13 protein-coding genes are annotated in these 16521 nt (G+C 40.8%); 6 read left to right on the top strand and 7 right to left on the bottom strand.

Annotated elements, in window-relative coordinates:
• Positions 1 to 77: 77 nt before the first annotated feature.
• From BLR37_RS19490 to BLR37_RS19465, 6 genes are all read right to left on the bottom strand, one after another.
• Entirely contained in the window at positions 78 to 1640 is a 1563-nt protein-coding gene (locus BLR37_RS19490; RefSeq protein WP_244154704.1) for a DUF4832 domain-containing protein, read from the bottom strand.
• A 38-nt stretch (positions 1641 to 1678) separates the two neighbouring features.
• Complete coding sequence (locus tag BLR37_RS19485) at positions 1679 to 2905, bottom strand: SusE domain-containing protein (RefSeq protein WP_208599693.1); 1227 nt, start codon at positions 2903 to 2905, stop codon at positions 1679 to 1681.
• 60 nt (positions 2906 to 2965) lie between these two features.
• Positions 2966 to 4612, bottom strand: a complete 1647-nt coding sequence (locus BLR37_RS19480; RefSeq protein WP_090771524.1) for a RagB/SusD family nutrient uptake outer membrane protein — start codon at positions 4610 to 4612, stop codon at positions 2966 to 2968.
• 14 nt (positions 4613 to 4626) lie between these two features.
• On the bottom strand, positions 4627 to 7620 hold the full coding sequence (locus tag BLR37_RS19475) for a SusC/RagA family TonB-linked outer membrane protein (RefSeq protein ID WP_090771522.1): 2994 nt from the start codon (positions 7618 to 7620) through the stop codon (positions 4627 to 4629).
• A gap of 259 nt (positions 7621 to 7879) precedes the next feature.
• Entirely contained in the window at positions 7880 to 8047 is a 168-nt protein-coding gene (locus tag BLR37_RS25425; RefSeq protein ID WP_167356650.1) for a hypothetical protein, read from the bottom strand.
• Positions 8048 to 8911: 864 nt separating this feature from the next.
• A complete protein-coding gene (locus BLR37_RS19465; RefSeq protein WP_090771518.1) occupies positions 8912 to 10009 on the bottom strand; it encodes a hypothetical protein in 1098 nt (365 codons plus the stop codon).
• 502 nt (positions 10010 to 10511) lie between these two features.
• Between BLR37_RS19465 and BLR37_RS19455 the strand changes: the two genes are divergently transcribed.
• The gene (locus BLR37_RS19455; RefSeq protein WP_090771513.1) at positions 10512 to 11906 is read left to right on the top strand and encodes an outer membrane protein assembly factor BamB family protein; all 1395 of its coding nucleotides are present in this window, start codon (positions 10512 to 10514) and stop codon (positions 11904 to 11906) included.
• Positions 11907 to 12274: 368 nt separating this feature from the next.
• Here the strand turns inward: BLR37_RS19455 and BLR37_RS19450 are convergent, their stop codons facing one another.
• Positions 12275 to 12865 (bottom strand): hypothetical protein, encoded by a 591-nt coding sequence (locus tag BLR37_RS19450; RefSeq protein WP_143009630.1) that lies wholly within the window; start codon positions 12863 to 12865, stop codon positions 12275 to 12277.
• Here BLR37_RS19450 and BLR37_RS19445 point away from each other — a divergent pair, their 5' ends adjacent.
• The 5 genes from BLR37_RS19445 to BLR37_RS19425 all read left to right on the top strand — a co-directional run bounded on the left by BLR37_RS19445 (position 12866) and on the right by BLR37_RS19425 (position 16451).
• Positions 12866 to 13186, top strand: coding sequence for a topoisomerase DNA-binding C4 zinc finger domain-containing protein (locus BLR37_RS19445; protein ID WP_090771509.1), 321 nt, complete (start codon positions 12866 to 12868; stop codon positions 13184 to 13186).
• Positions 13187 to 13302: 116 nt separating this feature from the next.
• The gene (locus BLR37_RS19440) at positions 13303 to 14208 is read left to right on the top strand and encodes a hypothetical protein (protein ID WP_090771507.1); all 906 of its coding nucleotides are present in this window, start codon (positions 13303 to 13305) and stop codon (positions 14206 to 14208) included.
• A 44-nt stretch (positions 14209 to 14252) separates the two neighbouring features.
• A complete protein-coding gene (locus BLR37_RS19435; protein WP_090771504.1) occupies positions 14253 to 14768 on the top strand; it encodes an endonuclease V in 516 nt (171 codons plus the stop codon).
• Positions 14750 to 15568 (top strand): hypothetical protein, encoded by an 819-nt coding sequence (locus BLR37_RS19430; protein ID WP_090771502.1) that lies wholly within the window; start codon positions 14750 to 14752, stop codon positions 15566 to 15568. The genes BLR37_RS19435 and BLR37_RS19430 overlap by 19 nt, the downstream gene beginning before the upstream one ends.
• Positions 15569 to 15611: 43 nt before the next feature.
• Positions 15612 to 16451 (top strand): hypothetical protein, encoded by an 840-nt coding sequence (locus tag BLR37_RS19425; RefSeq protein ID WP_090771500.1) that lies wholly within the window; start codon positions 15612 to 15614, stop codon positions 16449 to 16451.
• The last annotated feature ends 70 nt before the right edge of the window (positions 16452 to 16521 follow it).

The raw sequence follows: 16521 nt of genomic DNA, 5'->3' as shown, positions 1-16521 counted from the left end.
AATAAGTGTGCTGAGTAAAAAAGTCAAAGCCATTGCCTGTAAGCAAACAGACAATAGCTTCAACAATTTTGCTTCGTTTATTTTACAGTTACGTTCATTAACTTTAACCACCCATCTGTGGTAAGATCTCCATTAACCGCAAGTTTTATTCCTGGCAGATTATCTTTGGTAGTATCTATTATAGCCACCGCCCAGGTGTAAGTTCCCGCAGCAACATTAACATTTGCTTTTAACTGGTATGTTGATGGTTGATTTTTAAGCCATGTTGACGGTTCACTGGCATTATCTACAAAAAGTTTTTTAACGGCATTGCTACCATCAAGAAGTGCAAAGGCAACTTTATATTTATAGTTCCATTGTGGAATATTATTTGGGAAATATCCCCACCCCATATTTCGCCAACGGTGCGTGATGGTAGTTTCAGTACCACTGTTAACATTTTCTGGCAGGTAAACCTGATCTGGATATAAACGATAACCACCTTCAGAAATGAATCGTTGACATAAGTTAAAAGATTTGGTAAACCAGGTTTCAATATCGCCCACGCGAAAATCCATCATATTAACTGCGGCTTCTGCCGAAGAATCAAATTCCCCCTGACGAACATCTTCGGGATGCCCCTCTCTATATTTTCCACTGGGATCGATCCAATACCGGTGTGTACCACTTGTAATCCAACCTCCTTCCATAACAATCGGGCGTTTAAAATTCCAGGTTTTAGCAAAGTTCTTTTCCCAACTTTGATAGTAATCGGTCATCCCAAATGCATCCTGCCGAAGGCTATACCCTTTATTAATAGCCATTTCTAATAAACGCGTACTGTTAGCATTAACACTACCGCCGCTGGCAGGATCAGCAATTAAACGATGATATGTCATCATTAAAGGCACTTTTGTAAAGTACTTCGTATACAGAGTAGTTATCCAATCCATTACCTCTGCTTTATACTTTTCGGTACTGGCAACTGTTGCTTTGGATGGATCTTCATATATCACACCATGCCCTTCTCCCCATTTCCCAAGACCATAACCATCAATAAATGCCGTGCGCTTTGGGTCATTAAAATCTTCTGCCAGAGCCTGAATAAATTTGGCGTAGTATTGTTGGAAAATAGGATCTTGTGGATAAGGAGATTTCCGGTCTGGAAATTTACTATCTACTATATAATATTTGGCACCTGCATCAATTACAAACTGCGGGGTGTTCAAGCCTTGATCCTGTCCGTCTGCTACAAATCGGAATGCAATGGGTACCCCCCTGCTTTCGGCGCCTTTAATCATTTTATAAATTGCAGAGTTTGGATTTCTCCAGGCGTAAACTCCATCTGCCGGATTAAATGTTGCCCAGCTGGTGCGTATGTAGCAAGCTGATGCGTAATCTATTGCCTTCACTTTCTTTCCCAAATCGGGCACATAATATTCTGTATCCCAATAAGTTTCATTCCCAGAGCCCGAACCATACATTACCCAACCATTTAGAGGGTTGCGGAACACGGTGCTTCTGTTGTATTTTGGTTTCACGAGAGTGCCCTCAGCTTGAGGAGTGTCTTCATCATTATTTTTTTTACAGGCAAAAACCATCACACACAAAATTGCCATCAATGTCTGAGAGGCTAATGTCTTATAATTCATTTTTTTCATTGTGAGAAATTCTTAAAATTAACTGGTGTTAAATTATTTTACCTTTTTTCGGCCAGAATGGTCATATTTCGCAAATCGAATATGAGTGTGTTCGTACCTGCAGGAATGGTGTAATAAGAATTGCGCTGTGCACTCGTTGAGCCTCCCGATAAACTGGCAACAGTACCCTGTACAAGCGTAAGTTCCTGTAATGCTCCCGTAGCGGTTAATGGACAGCTAAATGCGTAAGCCAGGTTTTTATTATTATCGGCTCCACCGTACACGATAAACTTAGTTTTACCCACTTTACCCCCGGTATAAACCAGAATTTGTGGGTCGGCTAAGCTTACTTTACAATCCATTTTAACCGGCGTACCAAAACTGTTTATCGCACCATGCATCCACAGTTCGCTTACGGTAGTAGTTTGTGCAACACCTCCATCTCCATTCCAGGTTACCACTTTTGGAGTAAGTGCCTGCTCAGGGGAATAAATTGTAGCGGTAGCCTTTTGCATATTTACCACCACGCGATATTGTCCGGCAGTTTCTATTTTCCATGAAAAAGCATTGTCTCTCATCTTGATGCCTATAGCTGTGCCATCTTTTAAGGCAGTGCTGGCATCGGCAGATGCAATGTAATTGGTAGCGCCGCTATATTCTACCGGGATTTGCAGTTCACCAGGTTGCAGGTTAAGTAAATAAGCATATTGATTGAGATTTTCCAAGGTTTTAGACATTTCAACCTTGCTTAATCCCGGCACGGCACTCCCCCCTAAAAATACTTTATCTGCATCAAATACAACGGTTTTTATTGGTGTTACATTTACCCTGACAGTTCTAACCTCGGGCGCTTCAAATGTAGTACCTCCTTCCCATTGGGCTACTACCCTGAATTCTAGTGTAAAAGATTTATTGGCAGGTATCCCCCATTTTTGATTTGCCCAGTTTTGTAGTTGTTCTGAAGTAAAACTTCTGCTGAATGTGCCATCATCCTCATAATTCATAATTGCTGTAGATGAACCGAAGTTATTTCCTACCACATCCAGTTTGGTGGTATAGGAAACCAGGTGATCATCAGATTGTGGTCTTGCTGCTTTCCAGCTAAAGGTTACAATATCCTTTGCAGGGTTGTTTTCATCAAGCGCAATACTTGCCGATGAAATATTCAGTTCCAATTGTTCCTGTACTTTTTTAATATCGTTAATTCCCTTTTTGCAGGCAGAAAAACCAATTAGGAGAAATAGTAAAGACCATGTTTTATATAAAAATTTTATTTTTTTCATCATGTTGTTTCTAATCTGAAGTAAGCAGCACCTTGATCGGTTAAGATCAAAAAGCCATTTTTATTATTTCCCATAGCCCGGATTTTGTGGAAACACAGCATCGCGGTTTGCATCGATAATGGCCTGAGGAATTGGCCAAAGCGTGTGAAAATCCATAATCTTATCCTTTATGGCTGTGTTATACATTTTTACCCGATCGACTAATTTATTGGTGCGTATTAGGGTAAAACGACGGGTTTCTTCACCAACCAATTCGCGAATGCGCTCATCAAGCAGAAAATCTATGGTCATTTGGCTGGCGGTGATTACCGATGCCCCTGCACGTTTACGTACTTCGTTTACCGCATCAGCCGCTTTGCTGGTGTTTCCTTCTCCTAAATAAGCCTCAGCAAGCAGCAGGTAGGTTTCTGCCAAGCGAAATTTCATTCGGTCTTTGTAACTTCCGGTAAGGCTTAAGTTTTCTGCCCGACCATAGAAAAATTTGGTAATGGCCGGATTTAAGGTCTTGGTAGAGAACCAGGTTTGCTCTGTTATATTGGCTTTTTTACCAAACAAGGAAGTTTCAGCCGGGTTATTATAGTACCAGTTTCGCTTAATGTTATAATTTGAGTTGCGGATATCGGTACCTTCAAAGATGCCATTCACGTTTCCTGTAGCACTGGTACCAGTGGTACCAATCCACCATTTCATGGGAGTGAGCTGAGCTAAACCGCGTCCGCCTAAACTATCGGCCAAAACAAATCCAGTAATGCCAGAATAGTTCGGAATCCATGCCCTACGGGTCCAATCATCAGAATTGGTACCGCCGCCTATGGTATTAAATTCAAACTGTAATACCCAAATACTTTCTTTGTTGGCATTTTTAAGCCTGTTTTGGTTGTTTTCAACAAACATGTCGCTAAACACATCTCCAGGTTTATCTTTATTTACACCAAAGCGTGTTTTCATTAAACTGTAATAGCCACTGTTGATTACCGCCAATGCCGCCTGTTCTGCTGGTTGATATTCTTTATTTAACAGATACATTTCGCTTAAAAGATGGTATGCTGCCCATTTCGTCAACTTTCCATCTTTAACCTGATCGGGGTTTGCCGGCAAATATTGGCTGGCAAATTTTAAATCATCAATGATATGCCCAAGCACCTCTGCCTTTGGCGTACGGGTAAAGTTGAGTTTAAAATCGTATAGAATGGTTTCTACATAGGGAACATCACCAAATAAATAGACCAAAGTACGGTAAGCATAAGCCCTAAAGAAACGGGCCTCTGCCTGAAAACGCTCTTTATCTGTGGGGCTGTCCCAATTGGTATTTTTTTCGGCATAAATAAGCATTAAATTGGCTGATGAAATTACGCTGTATGCCCAGTTCCAATAACTATTTACAAATCTCTCTGAAGAGGTAAGTGTTAAATTGGCAAAAGGAAGTAATGATGCATCGCTGTTAATTACATCTGCAATATCGGTTGCAGCCTGTAGCGCCTCGTAAGGACAGGCACCATTGTGAATATAGGCGCCACCCTCTCCAAAAGTATTGTATTCTGAGCGGGTAAGTGCATACAAACCTGCACTGCCAACTTCAAAACCATAGGTACTGGTATAAGTATTTGTTGGTGCCAATTCTGTTTTTAAATCTTCTACAAGAAACTTTTTACAGCCGCTCATTGAAATTAAAAGCATTAGTACCACTCCCGTTTTTATCATTTTTTTCATCTTGTCGTTTTTGGTTAGAAGTTTACGTTTAAACCGAACATATAAGAACGGGCAGTTGGGTAAGATGCCATCCAGGTATTGTCGTAATTAAGTACCTGTCTGATATTGGAGAACGTATCCAAATTGTTTACACTAACGTTTACATCAATGCCGCTTACGCCAATTTTTTTAGCGAGTTGTTGCCCGATTCTATAGCCAAGGGTAATATTCTTTACCTGTACGAAAGAAACCTTTTTATAGTAGCCATGCCCGAAACTATTGGTGTATCCTGGAGAAACGATTGTGGCATCAGGATTTTCAGGTGTCCAGTAATCTGCGCCATGAACGTAGTTGGTAATACCAAAGGTCCATGAGCCAATATTGGCCATGTTATCATCGCGCCAAACGCCAAATACTCCGGTTAACAAGGCCGACATATAGAAATTTTTATAGCTAAGCCTGTTGCTTAATGATGCGGTATATCTTGGCATTTTCGAGCCGATTACTTTTCTATCTTTAGAATCGATCAGGCCGTTTCCATCAACATCCTCCAGCTTTGCCGCCCCTGCGGCTGCTCCAGATTGTCCGGTATAGTTTTCTCCTTTTTGCCAGATACCAATCATGTTGTAGTCATAAAAAACCCTTAATGGTTTTCCGATAAACCAATTGTTGTTTACGTCATCCAACCCATCTCCTCTCAATTCAACAATCTTATCACGATCTAAAGAAAACACCGCGGTAGAGTTCCATTTAAAGTTTTTTGAGTCTACATTGATCGAATTTACGGTTACCTCAAAACCTTTATTTTGGGTTTGCCCAATGTTATCCCAAATTCGGTTATAGCCATTCATAATGGGCACTGTACGAATCATCAACAGATCTTTGGTTTTAGATAAGTATGCATCTATTGATCCATTTAACCGATTTTTAAATAATTGAAAATCAATTCCAATATTTTTGGTGTAAGTGGTTTCCCATTTCAGGTTTGGATTGCCAATACCATCGCCTGCCAAATAGGCTGTATTAACTGCTGTTCCTCCATCGCCCCAAATATATTTTACATTTGAATAAAGGCGATCGAGCGTGCGGTAAGCGGTAATGGCCTGGTTACCGTTCGCACCATACGAAACCCTAAGTTTCAGTAAATCAATCCATTTTAAATTATCTTTTAGGAAATTTTCTTCACCAATATTCCAGGCCACAGCTGCTGATGGAAAAAAAGCATATTTGTTATTTTCTCCAAACACTGAGGCTCCATCCGACCTGCCAGTAATGGTAGCGATATATTTCCCCTTATAAGAATAATTAAAACGCCCCATATAAGACAAAAGTGCTGTTTCTGATAAACTCGAAGACATGGAAAGGTTACGGGCAGCAGTACTCATCATATTGTAGCTGGTATTATCGGTCACAAATCCCTCACCACTTTGAGATGCACCAACACTTTTGGTTTGCTGCATGCTGAATAATCCTGTGGCATCAAAACGATGATTGCTAATTGTTTTTTCGTATTTAAGCACATTTTCCCAGGTATAATCATTATAATGTCCATTATTGATGCTGGCTTTTCCACCTACTAAACCTGCCTGCTCTCTGCCATCAAAAGTATCGCGACTATAATATGTGCCGGTAAAGCTACTTCTGTAGTTATAACCGAAATTAGATCTTAGCGACAGGCCTTTAAGTGGCAGCTTAATATCTGCATATCCGGTAAGGAAGAAATTGCGGTTAATTCGATCCTGATCGGCGTTTACGTTACGCATTGGGTTTACGATAAGCGAATATTCCATTGGCTCCGGAACATAATAACCAGCCGCATCTTTATATTTCCCGTACGGGCTCTGCTTAATGGCATGTTCGATATTGGGTGTTACCCCGCCATCACTTCTTTGAGAGAATTGTGTTCCAATACCAATGGTTAACCAATTGTTGAACGTTTGATCGATATTGGCGGTAATATTTAACCTGGAAAGTTTAGAATTATAAACCACACCATCTTGTTGGAGTGAAGATGCAGCTGCCATATATTTCGTGCTCTCCGTACCCCCATTTATGCTTATCTGATGATCCATGGTAATACCTCTCTGAAAGATATAATCCTGCCAGTTATTGGTAACACCATTTTTGTAATTTTCGCGTTCGGTAACACTGATGATATTCCCCGCTATTGGATCGAGCTGCTCACCTGTATACCCTAATCTCAAACGACCAATATCTTGTTTAAATTTGATAAACTCATTAGGCCCCATTACATCGATACGCTGCATAGGCTCTGCAAAGCCAATCTGGCCTTTGTATGCAACCTGTGCTTTTCCCAACATCCCTCTTTTAGTTTGAATGAGAATTACCCCGTTTGAGCCACGTGAGCCATAAATAGCAACCGCTGAGGCATCTTTCAAAATGGTTAGGTTTTCGATGTTATTGGGATCCAGGTCAACCAGTGAACCGCTATATGGAATTCCATCTAAAACAATTAAAGGCGAGTTATTGGCGGATAGGGAATTTTCTCCACGAATAAGCAAGCTTTGGTCCTGGCCAGGAGCAGCATTGCCTGTGGTAATGTTAAAACCCGCAACCTGCCCAACCAAACGATCCATTAAGTTAGGGGTAGAAACCATGTTTATTTGATCTTTTCCAACTACGGCCAAACCTCCGGTTAAATCTTTTTTCCTGGCGGTACCATATCCCACCACCACAACTTCGTCTAGCTGCTTATCGCCTGCCATCTTAACATTTACAGTCCCAGAGCTGTTTACTCTAACCTCTTGATTATTAAAGCCCACATAAGAAAAAATCAGTAATGCCGTGGGAGCTGCCTGTAAGGTATAATTTCCATCACCATCTGTCGAAGTACCGGTAGTATTTCCTTTTACACGAACGGAAACGCCCACCATTACATCTCCTTTTTCATCGGTAACAGTTCCTTTAATTTTAATAAGTTCTTGTGCATAACTCATGCTTGCTGCAAGAAAAAGCAGGACAAAAGCCATGATGTAGCCTTTAAGCTTGATGTGTATTTCTTTTATCATTTAGATTTATATATGGTTAGTATTTAGTTTGTTTTTTCTTCGTCTTCAAGCTCATTTTAGAAAATGAAGATGGTTTATAGGTTCTGTTTTTCTATAGGCGTTTTATTTAAGTGTTAAACTTGTTTCATTATCATCAAGGATTTTTTCAACAATTGAGCAAAGCTGAAATGCCATTTTTGTAGTATGGATTGATAATTCTCAGCTGAAGAGCAAGAATTATCAATGCTTTAATGATTCTCGGCGAGGAGTAATCAGAAAACTAAGTTATTGAAGCATTAATTTTTGTATTTGCTAAAGCAAGTAATATAAGGTTACCTCTTGTTTCTATTTTCTTTTCTGATTTTTGTGCGGCGGTTCGTAAAACTTTAGTTTCAGAGATATTCAGTTCGGCATGAAAATCAGAAATAATCACTTGGGAAGTTTTCATTGTTTGTTTTTTTGTTATATCTGGCTAAGACAAAACTAGCGTGAAACACCAATTGGGAGGGTTTGTTTTTGTACGGAAATGGTTTGCTTTTGTACACAAAAGGCCATTTTTGAACATTTTTTTTGATCACCTCAGAAAATAAAATATTGATTAGAGTGTAAGCATTTTTTTTCTTCAACTTCAGCAGCTTCCGAACTATCCTTGTCGTCAGCATTTTTCAAGGCAACTTCGTTGAATAAAATTCCAGCAGGTTTTCTTTTTGAATGGATGCTTTTAATGCTGAAAAGGGTATAGTGGGTATTTTGGCAAAAGTGTACGCGCGTTTCGTATTTATGCTGACACGCTTTTTCGCTCCAATTTGAGTTCAGGCCAAATAAGTGGGTATTTCGGCAAAAGTGTACACGCGTTTCGCGTTTAAACTGACACCCTGTTTCGCTGCAAACTGACAGGCTATTTCGGGCCAAACTGACGGCGCTGATCTTCGGATCAGAAATTCTTCACTTAGCAATTCTTTTTAATTTTTTAAGTTCAGGCCAAATAAAGGCGCCAGTCGTTTGGATTCTCCTTGATACAGTCTTGGACCTGTCGAACTGGATTTGAGCGCTTCAGTGCACCTTTTTTGATGGGATTAAGCTTTAATTTGGAGAAGGATCCTTTGTTGATCCAGAAAAAGGGATGAGGCTGAACCGTGAACTTGATAAATCAAGGTGTTTCCAGGAAGAAGGAAATTGGAGGTCGAGACTTGATTTTGTTCAGAGGGAAAGGGACAATTTAGGCAACCTCCCGGCAGCCAAATTCGCGTACAGTTTGGTCCGAAATGGACTGTACAGTTTCATCGAAATACGCAATGGCAATTGCTGCTGTTTAACGGTAATACTCAATTTGTATTTGATATTCGCTCAATTTGCGTTCAGTCTTTTCCAGGACGTTACTGCTATTGTAATGCATAACGGTTTGATATACCTGCTTTCTGTATGGGTTATTGTGCTTGTCGCTGGTAAAAAAAGTTTTACTGTTCAGATTATCCGCTTTGTCAAAGTGAGACTCGGTTTTTAGCAGTCCATCCGAATAGTAATCAAATGTGATGATTTCATCAATTCCTTCGATGTTTTGTTTTACTTTTTTTAATCTGGTCCGGTTTAAGCCGTAATATATGGTGCTGTCTATGCTGCTGGTATTGCTGATTTTATCCAGGCAGATGAAACTTTGGCTGTTTTTATCCTCCTGGATGGAATACTGGTAGTCGGCATATAAAACGAAATCTCTATACCTGCTTTCCCGCATTAGCCTGCCTTTACTATCATATTGGAAGGTGCTTTTTTCAATCGTTGGAATGGGGATGTTTACTGACCTGAGCGTGCTGTCGTTGATTTCGACTAAGTTTCCTTTTTGGTCATAGCGGTTAGTGATTTTTTGGATAAGTTTTCCTTCCCCGTTCCTGCTTTCTTCCTGAATGACTTTGCCTGAATGGTTATAGGTGTATTTTGTTTCTTTCCTTTTGTATCCGCTTGCGGAATAGGCTATTGTTAGGGTAACACGTTTTTGTTTGTCAAAAACGGTATAATCTACAAATTGGGTTGGCTGGCGTGTAGTGTAGCGCTGGGGCTGGTTTTGGAATGTTTTGTTGTCTTGTATTTTGAAGTCTTTTTCAAGCTGATCCAATGCTGTAATCTGGCTGCAGGAACAGCTATAGACAATGAGGGTATCTCCTTTGTGGATATGTTTCTCCCTTTGGATTTTGTTCCCAATACGGCGGAAATAAAAAGCAGTGCTTATGTTTTGCTGTTTGTCATAGGTTACGCTGTCAATTAACCGGAGTTTTTGTTTTGGGTTATCTGGTGAAACCTCATAGCTGCTATAGGATTTGACTTTTCCTTTAAGCTGACTGGGCTCGAGTACTTTTTGGGAAAAGGCGGACTGGCTTAAAAGAAACAGGATAAGATAGAGGGCATTTTTTTTCATGAGAGGTCGTGTTCAGGTGTTAGGTTCCGTAGGTAAAAAGATTTTAAGTAATGTGGGGATCTTTTTTGTCTCTGGAGATCAAAGATAAATAAATCAGGTAGATTGTTTGGGTGTTGATAGCTAAAAGATTTACCTGCTTAGGTGCTAAGTGATTTGATGGTTTTGTTAGTATATTTTTATTTTTTTGGAAAACAGGTTTCGGTGGTGCTTGGGTTGCTGCAGTCCTGTTATCCGCTTTACCTCGCTACGCTCGGTGCCCGCTCCTACCAGGTTTATTTGGGTTGGGTTTGGTGGTTCTTGGTTTGGAGGCTGAGCTTTTGGCGTATTGGAGCTGGGACAGGAAACGCCTTCGCTCCTATTGACCTGCCGGCTTTCGCCCGGCGGGGAGCACATTTACTTTTCTGATTGCTTTGTTTCGCTGTTAAGCGATTATTCTCTTTCCTAGAGGTCACTAACGGTAGTTTATTCCCAGAATATATTACCTTTATGGAAATCTTAATTAATGAAATTCCCTTTCGCTCTTTTACTCTGCCTATTGGTGGCTGGTATGTTATCCTGTAAAAAACTTGATGATAAACTGAACCTGACTCCCGGTGAGTTCGAGGCAAGTATCACTTATCGTGGCGAAACAACTGCTGAACTGACCTGGCAATCGTCTATCGATCCTGATGGAGATGTGGTAAGCTATACGGTGGAGCTGAATGGAAGTATTGTTGCCAGGGATATCACCCAAACCAATTTTACCATTAACGGCCTGATTGCAACGGAAAGCTATCAAGGTAAAGTGATCGCCACTGATCCCAAAGGAGCTCAAAGGCCAGTGAACTTTACTATCTTCCCCGTTCAGGAGCAGCTATTGATGTTTGGAAGGACTTTGGGTTTTGCCAGTTATAACGTAGAGGGACAACGGGCGTGGAAAGCTTTGCCGGAAATGCCGGTTACACCGGCAGTAAGCAATGATACAGTTTTTGTAAATGACGGCAGCACCCTTTATGCACGCTCACTTAAAGATGGCAGGAAACTGTGGGAGAACTACGCTTATGTAGTCAATGAAGGCAAAGGAATTACCTATGCCAGTGGTATGCTAATTTTCAGCACGTACCTCAAAATTAATGCGGTCGATTCCAGAAACGGCAACTTGCTGTGGACAATTCCTTATACCTTTGTGGCCAGGGAAGTAATCGTATCTCAAGGGATAGCCTATATCGCTTCAGCGCAGAAACTATTAGCTATTGATATCAAGAACGGCACGCAGAAATGGGCGGCCACCACGACAGAAGGATTATTCTCTTCTTTGGTGGCCAGAAACGGCGTAGTCTATGCCTTGAGCAGCAGTGGCGGTGATAAGCCGGGATCACTCTACGCATTTGATGCCAAAAGCGGTGCGATTAAGTGGCGGTACACCTTTACTGGCGCTTCGCTCTATTTGGAAGGGGCATCAGCTCCCGCGATCTATGGCAACAGGATTTATATTCCTGTATATAATAGTGTTACAAGTCTATATGAGCAGCATAACCTGCACGCGGTGGATGTGGCTACGGGTACACTGGTCTGGAGAAAAGCTATTGCTAGTTATGAAGATGTCAGTTCTATCCAGGCAGATCAGAATGGAGTTTATTTCTGCACTTTAGCCCAGCTGACCAGACTCGACAGGAACAATGGCAGTGTCATTTGGTCTGTGGCGACTAAGTTCAACCGGTTCTTCACCCTTGCGAGCGACAGGATTTACTCGCCTGTGGGGACCTTCCTTACCCATACAATTGTTTATGATACTGCAACAGGTAAAATAGTCAAGGATATCAACACTGACTACGAAGTAGTCAACTCTCCTGTGGTCATCAAGAATAAAAAAATCTATTATCCTGTCTCAAAAAGTGCCATGTCTGCTATGGAATAAAATGGTCTTAGTTGTTAATTTCCTTTATTTTGGGGATGATTATTTTGCTGAGCGAAAGTAGGGCAGTCAATTAATCTGTGCTTTTGTTTAGGGTTATCTGGTGAAACCTTATTGGTGCGGTAGTATTTGACTTTCCTTTGAGTGCATGCGGGTTATTCAGGTTTTGGGGAAAGGTGGGGCTGGCTTAATAAAAACAGTATAAAATAGAGGGCGTTTCCTGAATCCCCGCGCATTGTTTGCGGCCTTTTTGATAATGGAATAAGGGACTCAGCGAGAACATTGATCCAAAACTGCTCTTAAATGATTTGAAGATGTTGACATACATACCATTGAATTTATTACCGTTTCCAGAATCTTTTGGTGATTTCTTAAAAAATAGACGTATTGAAAAGTTCTGACATCTGATTAAAAATATCTTCTCTCTCACGTACCACTGGAATCTGTCTTAACTCCGAGATCAAGGTTTCAAAAAAACGACTTTTACTGACACGAAACTGAATTGTTTTATTGATCTGATCTGTATAATCAATCCCATACAGTTTATCAACATCGAACCAGCCAACTTTGTTCAAAAGCGGGTTTATCATCCGGTAATCTAATTTTTCCATGTTCAGGATGAAATGAATGGACCATCCATAGGGCATTTCCAAATATGGAAAATCATCTGCACGCTGAAATTCCCGTTGAATGTCTTCCAAATTTTCACCCCAGCTAGACTTAGATGATGAAGACTTTTGGATCGCTCGTTCCAATATATCATGCAATAAGTATTGGACAATTTCATCGCGCTTGGCCAGGGTCCGTTTATAGAAAGTAAGCCATTTATTTTCCTCGTTGTTTCGAGGATTAATAGGCTTTTTTAGATATTCCTGTATAAACGGGATTTGATGATAGTGATCAATTAGTTCTTGAATCTTAGCAAGGTGCTGTCTGGCCTCAGTCTCCAATTTATTCTTCAAATGGCGGACGATCCGATTTTGAACCATTTGCTTCATGAAGGCGAAACCTTTGAAAATACAGAGGAACGCAGGCTGTTTTATGTGGCTTTAACCCGGGCACGCCATCAGGTTTACCTGATGTACAACCCGCAGCAGCCCAGTAAATTTTTAACGGAAATTATTTCGGAGTTTTCTCTGGGTGGGCAGGATGCTGCCGGCAGTATCTGCCCTAAGTGTGATGGAAAACTGGTGGAACGGAAGTCAGCCAGAGGGCGTTTTCTGGGCTGTAATAATTATCCGCATTGCAGGTATACGCTGGATTTAACTGCCGATAAAGTTTGATTATCTTAAGGTCAATTAAGTAAGAGACGGAGAAAGCGGTCCTGAATATAGATGAGCTATTCTCTCATCGGGATATTTATACTTATTGTATATTTGTTAACTAATCAAAATCAATAATGCTCAACACCAACACGCTCTCCGCCCGAAAGGCATTCCGCCTGCCGTTTAACTTTTATCTTATTGGTTTACTGTTTGCTCTGGTCTTAGGCTGTAAGCAAAGTGAAGAGGGGAAAATTCATGAGGTCTGCAGCACTTTTATCAGTGGTAGAATTGCCTTGAGATATGGGGATTCTTTGAAGCTGAAGTCTGTTATGGAAGATTCTTTATTTAGATTATTCATGCTCAACGAACAGTACATCAAAGTTGTGGATGCGCCGACCATGAGACCAAATCTGGATATTTATCCAACGAAGGTCACTATTAATGGAAACCGGGCAACATGTAAGATGAGCGGTGATGAGTTTTATTATATAAACCTGATCAAAAAGGGTGATCGCTGGATTGTAATTGGGGAGAACGAGATTTATGCTAGCCCGGATAAGCTTTTGGCTATTCGGAAAAAAATACGGAAGTATCAGCTTTTTCTGGTCGATAAACCTGCCAGGGATTCGGTAATGCGCATCATGGATATCTTTCGCCCTGGCCTTGAACCCGCTTTTAAAGATAATAATTTTAAATACCTGGAGTCGGTATCTGACAGGGCTACGGTTGATTTTATCCGAAAGTTTTTTGATTACGCTAAACGCAGAAGCGGAGTGCCCCTATTGACGGCTGAAATTGACAGTCACCATGTTGTTGCGGGCGATGTCTCTTTCAAAGGTAACCAGGCAAGTTTTAAATTCTATCAGGAAGAAGTATCGATAGCTTTAAAGAAGATAGAAGATGAATATGTCGTTACGGGCTTTAACCACATGGACTCAAAAGATATTAGCCCCTCAGTTATGGAAAAACACTATATGGATTTACTCAGGGTACTGGAACTGGTAAGACAAAAGGAATTCCGCAACAAGGCAATTAAATGATGATCAAGGGTATAGCTTAAGATAGAGCTGGTTATTTAGCGTAAATGAAGTTAATTATAGATGTAGCTTATAGCGCAAGCCGTGCAAAAGTTGTCGGCGGTTTCTTCGAATCCTGGGATGATGGTTCGCTGCTCGGGATAAGCTCAAAATTCGTGGATCATGTGGGTGAGTATATTTCCGGGGAGTTTTATAAGCGGGAATTGCCTTGTATTTTAGCTTTTCTGGAAGATATCGATTTGAAGGCAATAGCACTAATTATCATTGACGGTTTTATCTATCTGGATGATGACGGGAAAAAAGGCCTGGGTGCTTATCTTTATGAATCGCTTGGTAGAGCTATACCTGTAATAGGTGTGGCTAAATCAAAGTTTTACAATAACAATGCCTTTGTCAGGGAAATTTTCCGTGGACAGAGTAAAAACGGGATATATGTTTCTGCTATAGGCATTGATTTAGAAGATGCATCAGGTTTGGTTCAGGGGATGTCTGGGGATTTCCGCTTGCCTGATCTGATTAAAAGAGTTGATACTGAAACTAAAATATGGCCAGATCATTCTTAAAGAAATACCCTAAAGATCAAAGGCTTTTTAAGTCTGAGCGCTCTGGCTTTGAGGGCTGGCGCAGTAATTCCTGCATCTTTGGAATTCCTCATTATAACAACCCGCTTCCCTCAATCGATAAATTGCCCGGTAGCACAACCAGCGTGTTTGCTTACTTTGCTGAAGGGAATTTTGAGATCATTGAAAACCTGATAGAAAGAGGTTTAAATGAGCAGCTGGAGCATTTAGTAATCGGTTCTCAAATTTCGAGTTATCAGTATGGTTTTAAAAACTATGCAAGGATATCGGAACTGCTATCAAGGGCTGAATTCCCGAAACTGAAAACTTTTGTATATGGTGATGAATTTCTTTTAGCTAATCAGGATGCTTATTATCCCTATTTGGGAGACGTTTCTGCGGCGCTTGGAAATATGCCTGCTTTGGAGCGTTTGAAGCTATATGGTGTGTTCGCGCTTAGTAGTAGGGTAAATTTACCAAAGCTCGTGGAACTGGGCATTCATTCTTATTGGGTAACTGATGAGCAGCTCGGCTTTATCTCGCAGGCGACGCTTGATCTGCTGCTATCCTCTGGCTTTGAAAGCCTGGAGACACTGGAAATTGATCTTATCTGCAATTACTCCTATGATACTGATGGGGCAAAGCAATATTATCAGTTAGATGAGCAGTTGTTTTTAAATTTCCGGGCGTTAAATGCGTTGTATATCTGTGGGTATTTTAAAGCGGGTACAACTGACAGACTAACCAGGTTGCTTTCTGCTAAAATACAAAAACTCTCATTGGAGGACATAAACGAATCTTAAAGCGGGATCATTCATATTTTAAGCCCCTGTTAAAACAATCTAAATGAATATCTATATCGAATATTTTCAAACGCTCAAGGCTTATTTAAGCTTATTGGGGATTGATAAAAATACTGGGCTAGCTGGATGCAGTGATGAAGAGATTGCCTCACTGATCAGAGAAAAAGGCGAGCTTCCGGCTACCTATGAAGCTTACTTACGGACGATTGGCAAAAAGTTCTTATTTGATTTTATGGACGCGGAAAATATGGCCTATGATCATCTGGGAGATATCAATCAGTTTGCCCTTAGGACTTTCAAAAGAAATGCGCGGGAGCCTGAATCTCCTTTTCTGGTGATTTCGGAAAGAAGGTATGAATACATTAGTCTTATTCACATGGGAGAAGATGATCCACAGGTTTGGATCATGAGCGAGTTTTGGGATAGCCGGGATGGGGAGAATTTAACCATCAGAAATAATAGTTTTACTGAACTGATTAATTCTTTTTTCCGCCGGTGCCTTTCGGGCTATCCTGCTTCTTTTGGCTGGGTACCGGAGGGAGAAGATAGGGCAGCATATATTGATATGCAGTTTAAGGCATGGGAAGATGGGATTAATGGGATCGCTGAGCAGATAAGTAGCGCTGGGGCTGGGATACACAATCCGCTTGTTATCTCCCTTAATCAGATTTTTTTGGAGTTCTACGCGGTTGATGTGCTGAATAACAGTGCCGGATCAGGCAGCCCTCCAACAGAGACTGAAGAAGGAAATGAGCTTATGAACAGGTTTCTAAATGACCTGGCTAACCTGAAGGATTCCCATTCAGTAGAAAAATCCTTTAATTGGGGACTGGTTGCGGTAGCCGTCATTATCGTCTTGTTGTTAATAAAACTTTTGATGTAAGCTTAATCAGTATGCTATTTATGGGCACAATAAACTTCATTTATAGATACATTTTCACATAAACTTTAAG

The organism is Pedobacter soli, assembly GCF_900101435.1.
Lineage (GTDB): Bacteria > Bacteroidota > Bacteroidia > Sphingobacteriales > Sphingobacteriaceae > Pedobacter > Pedobacter soli.
This window is presented reverse-complemented; position numbering and strand designations above follow the sequence as displayed.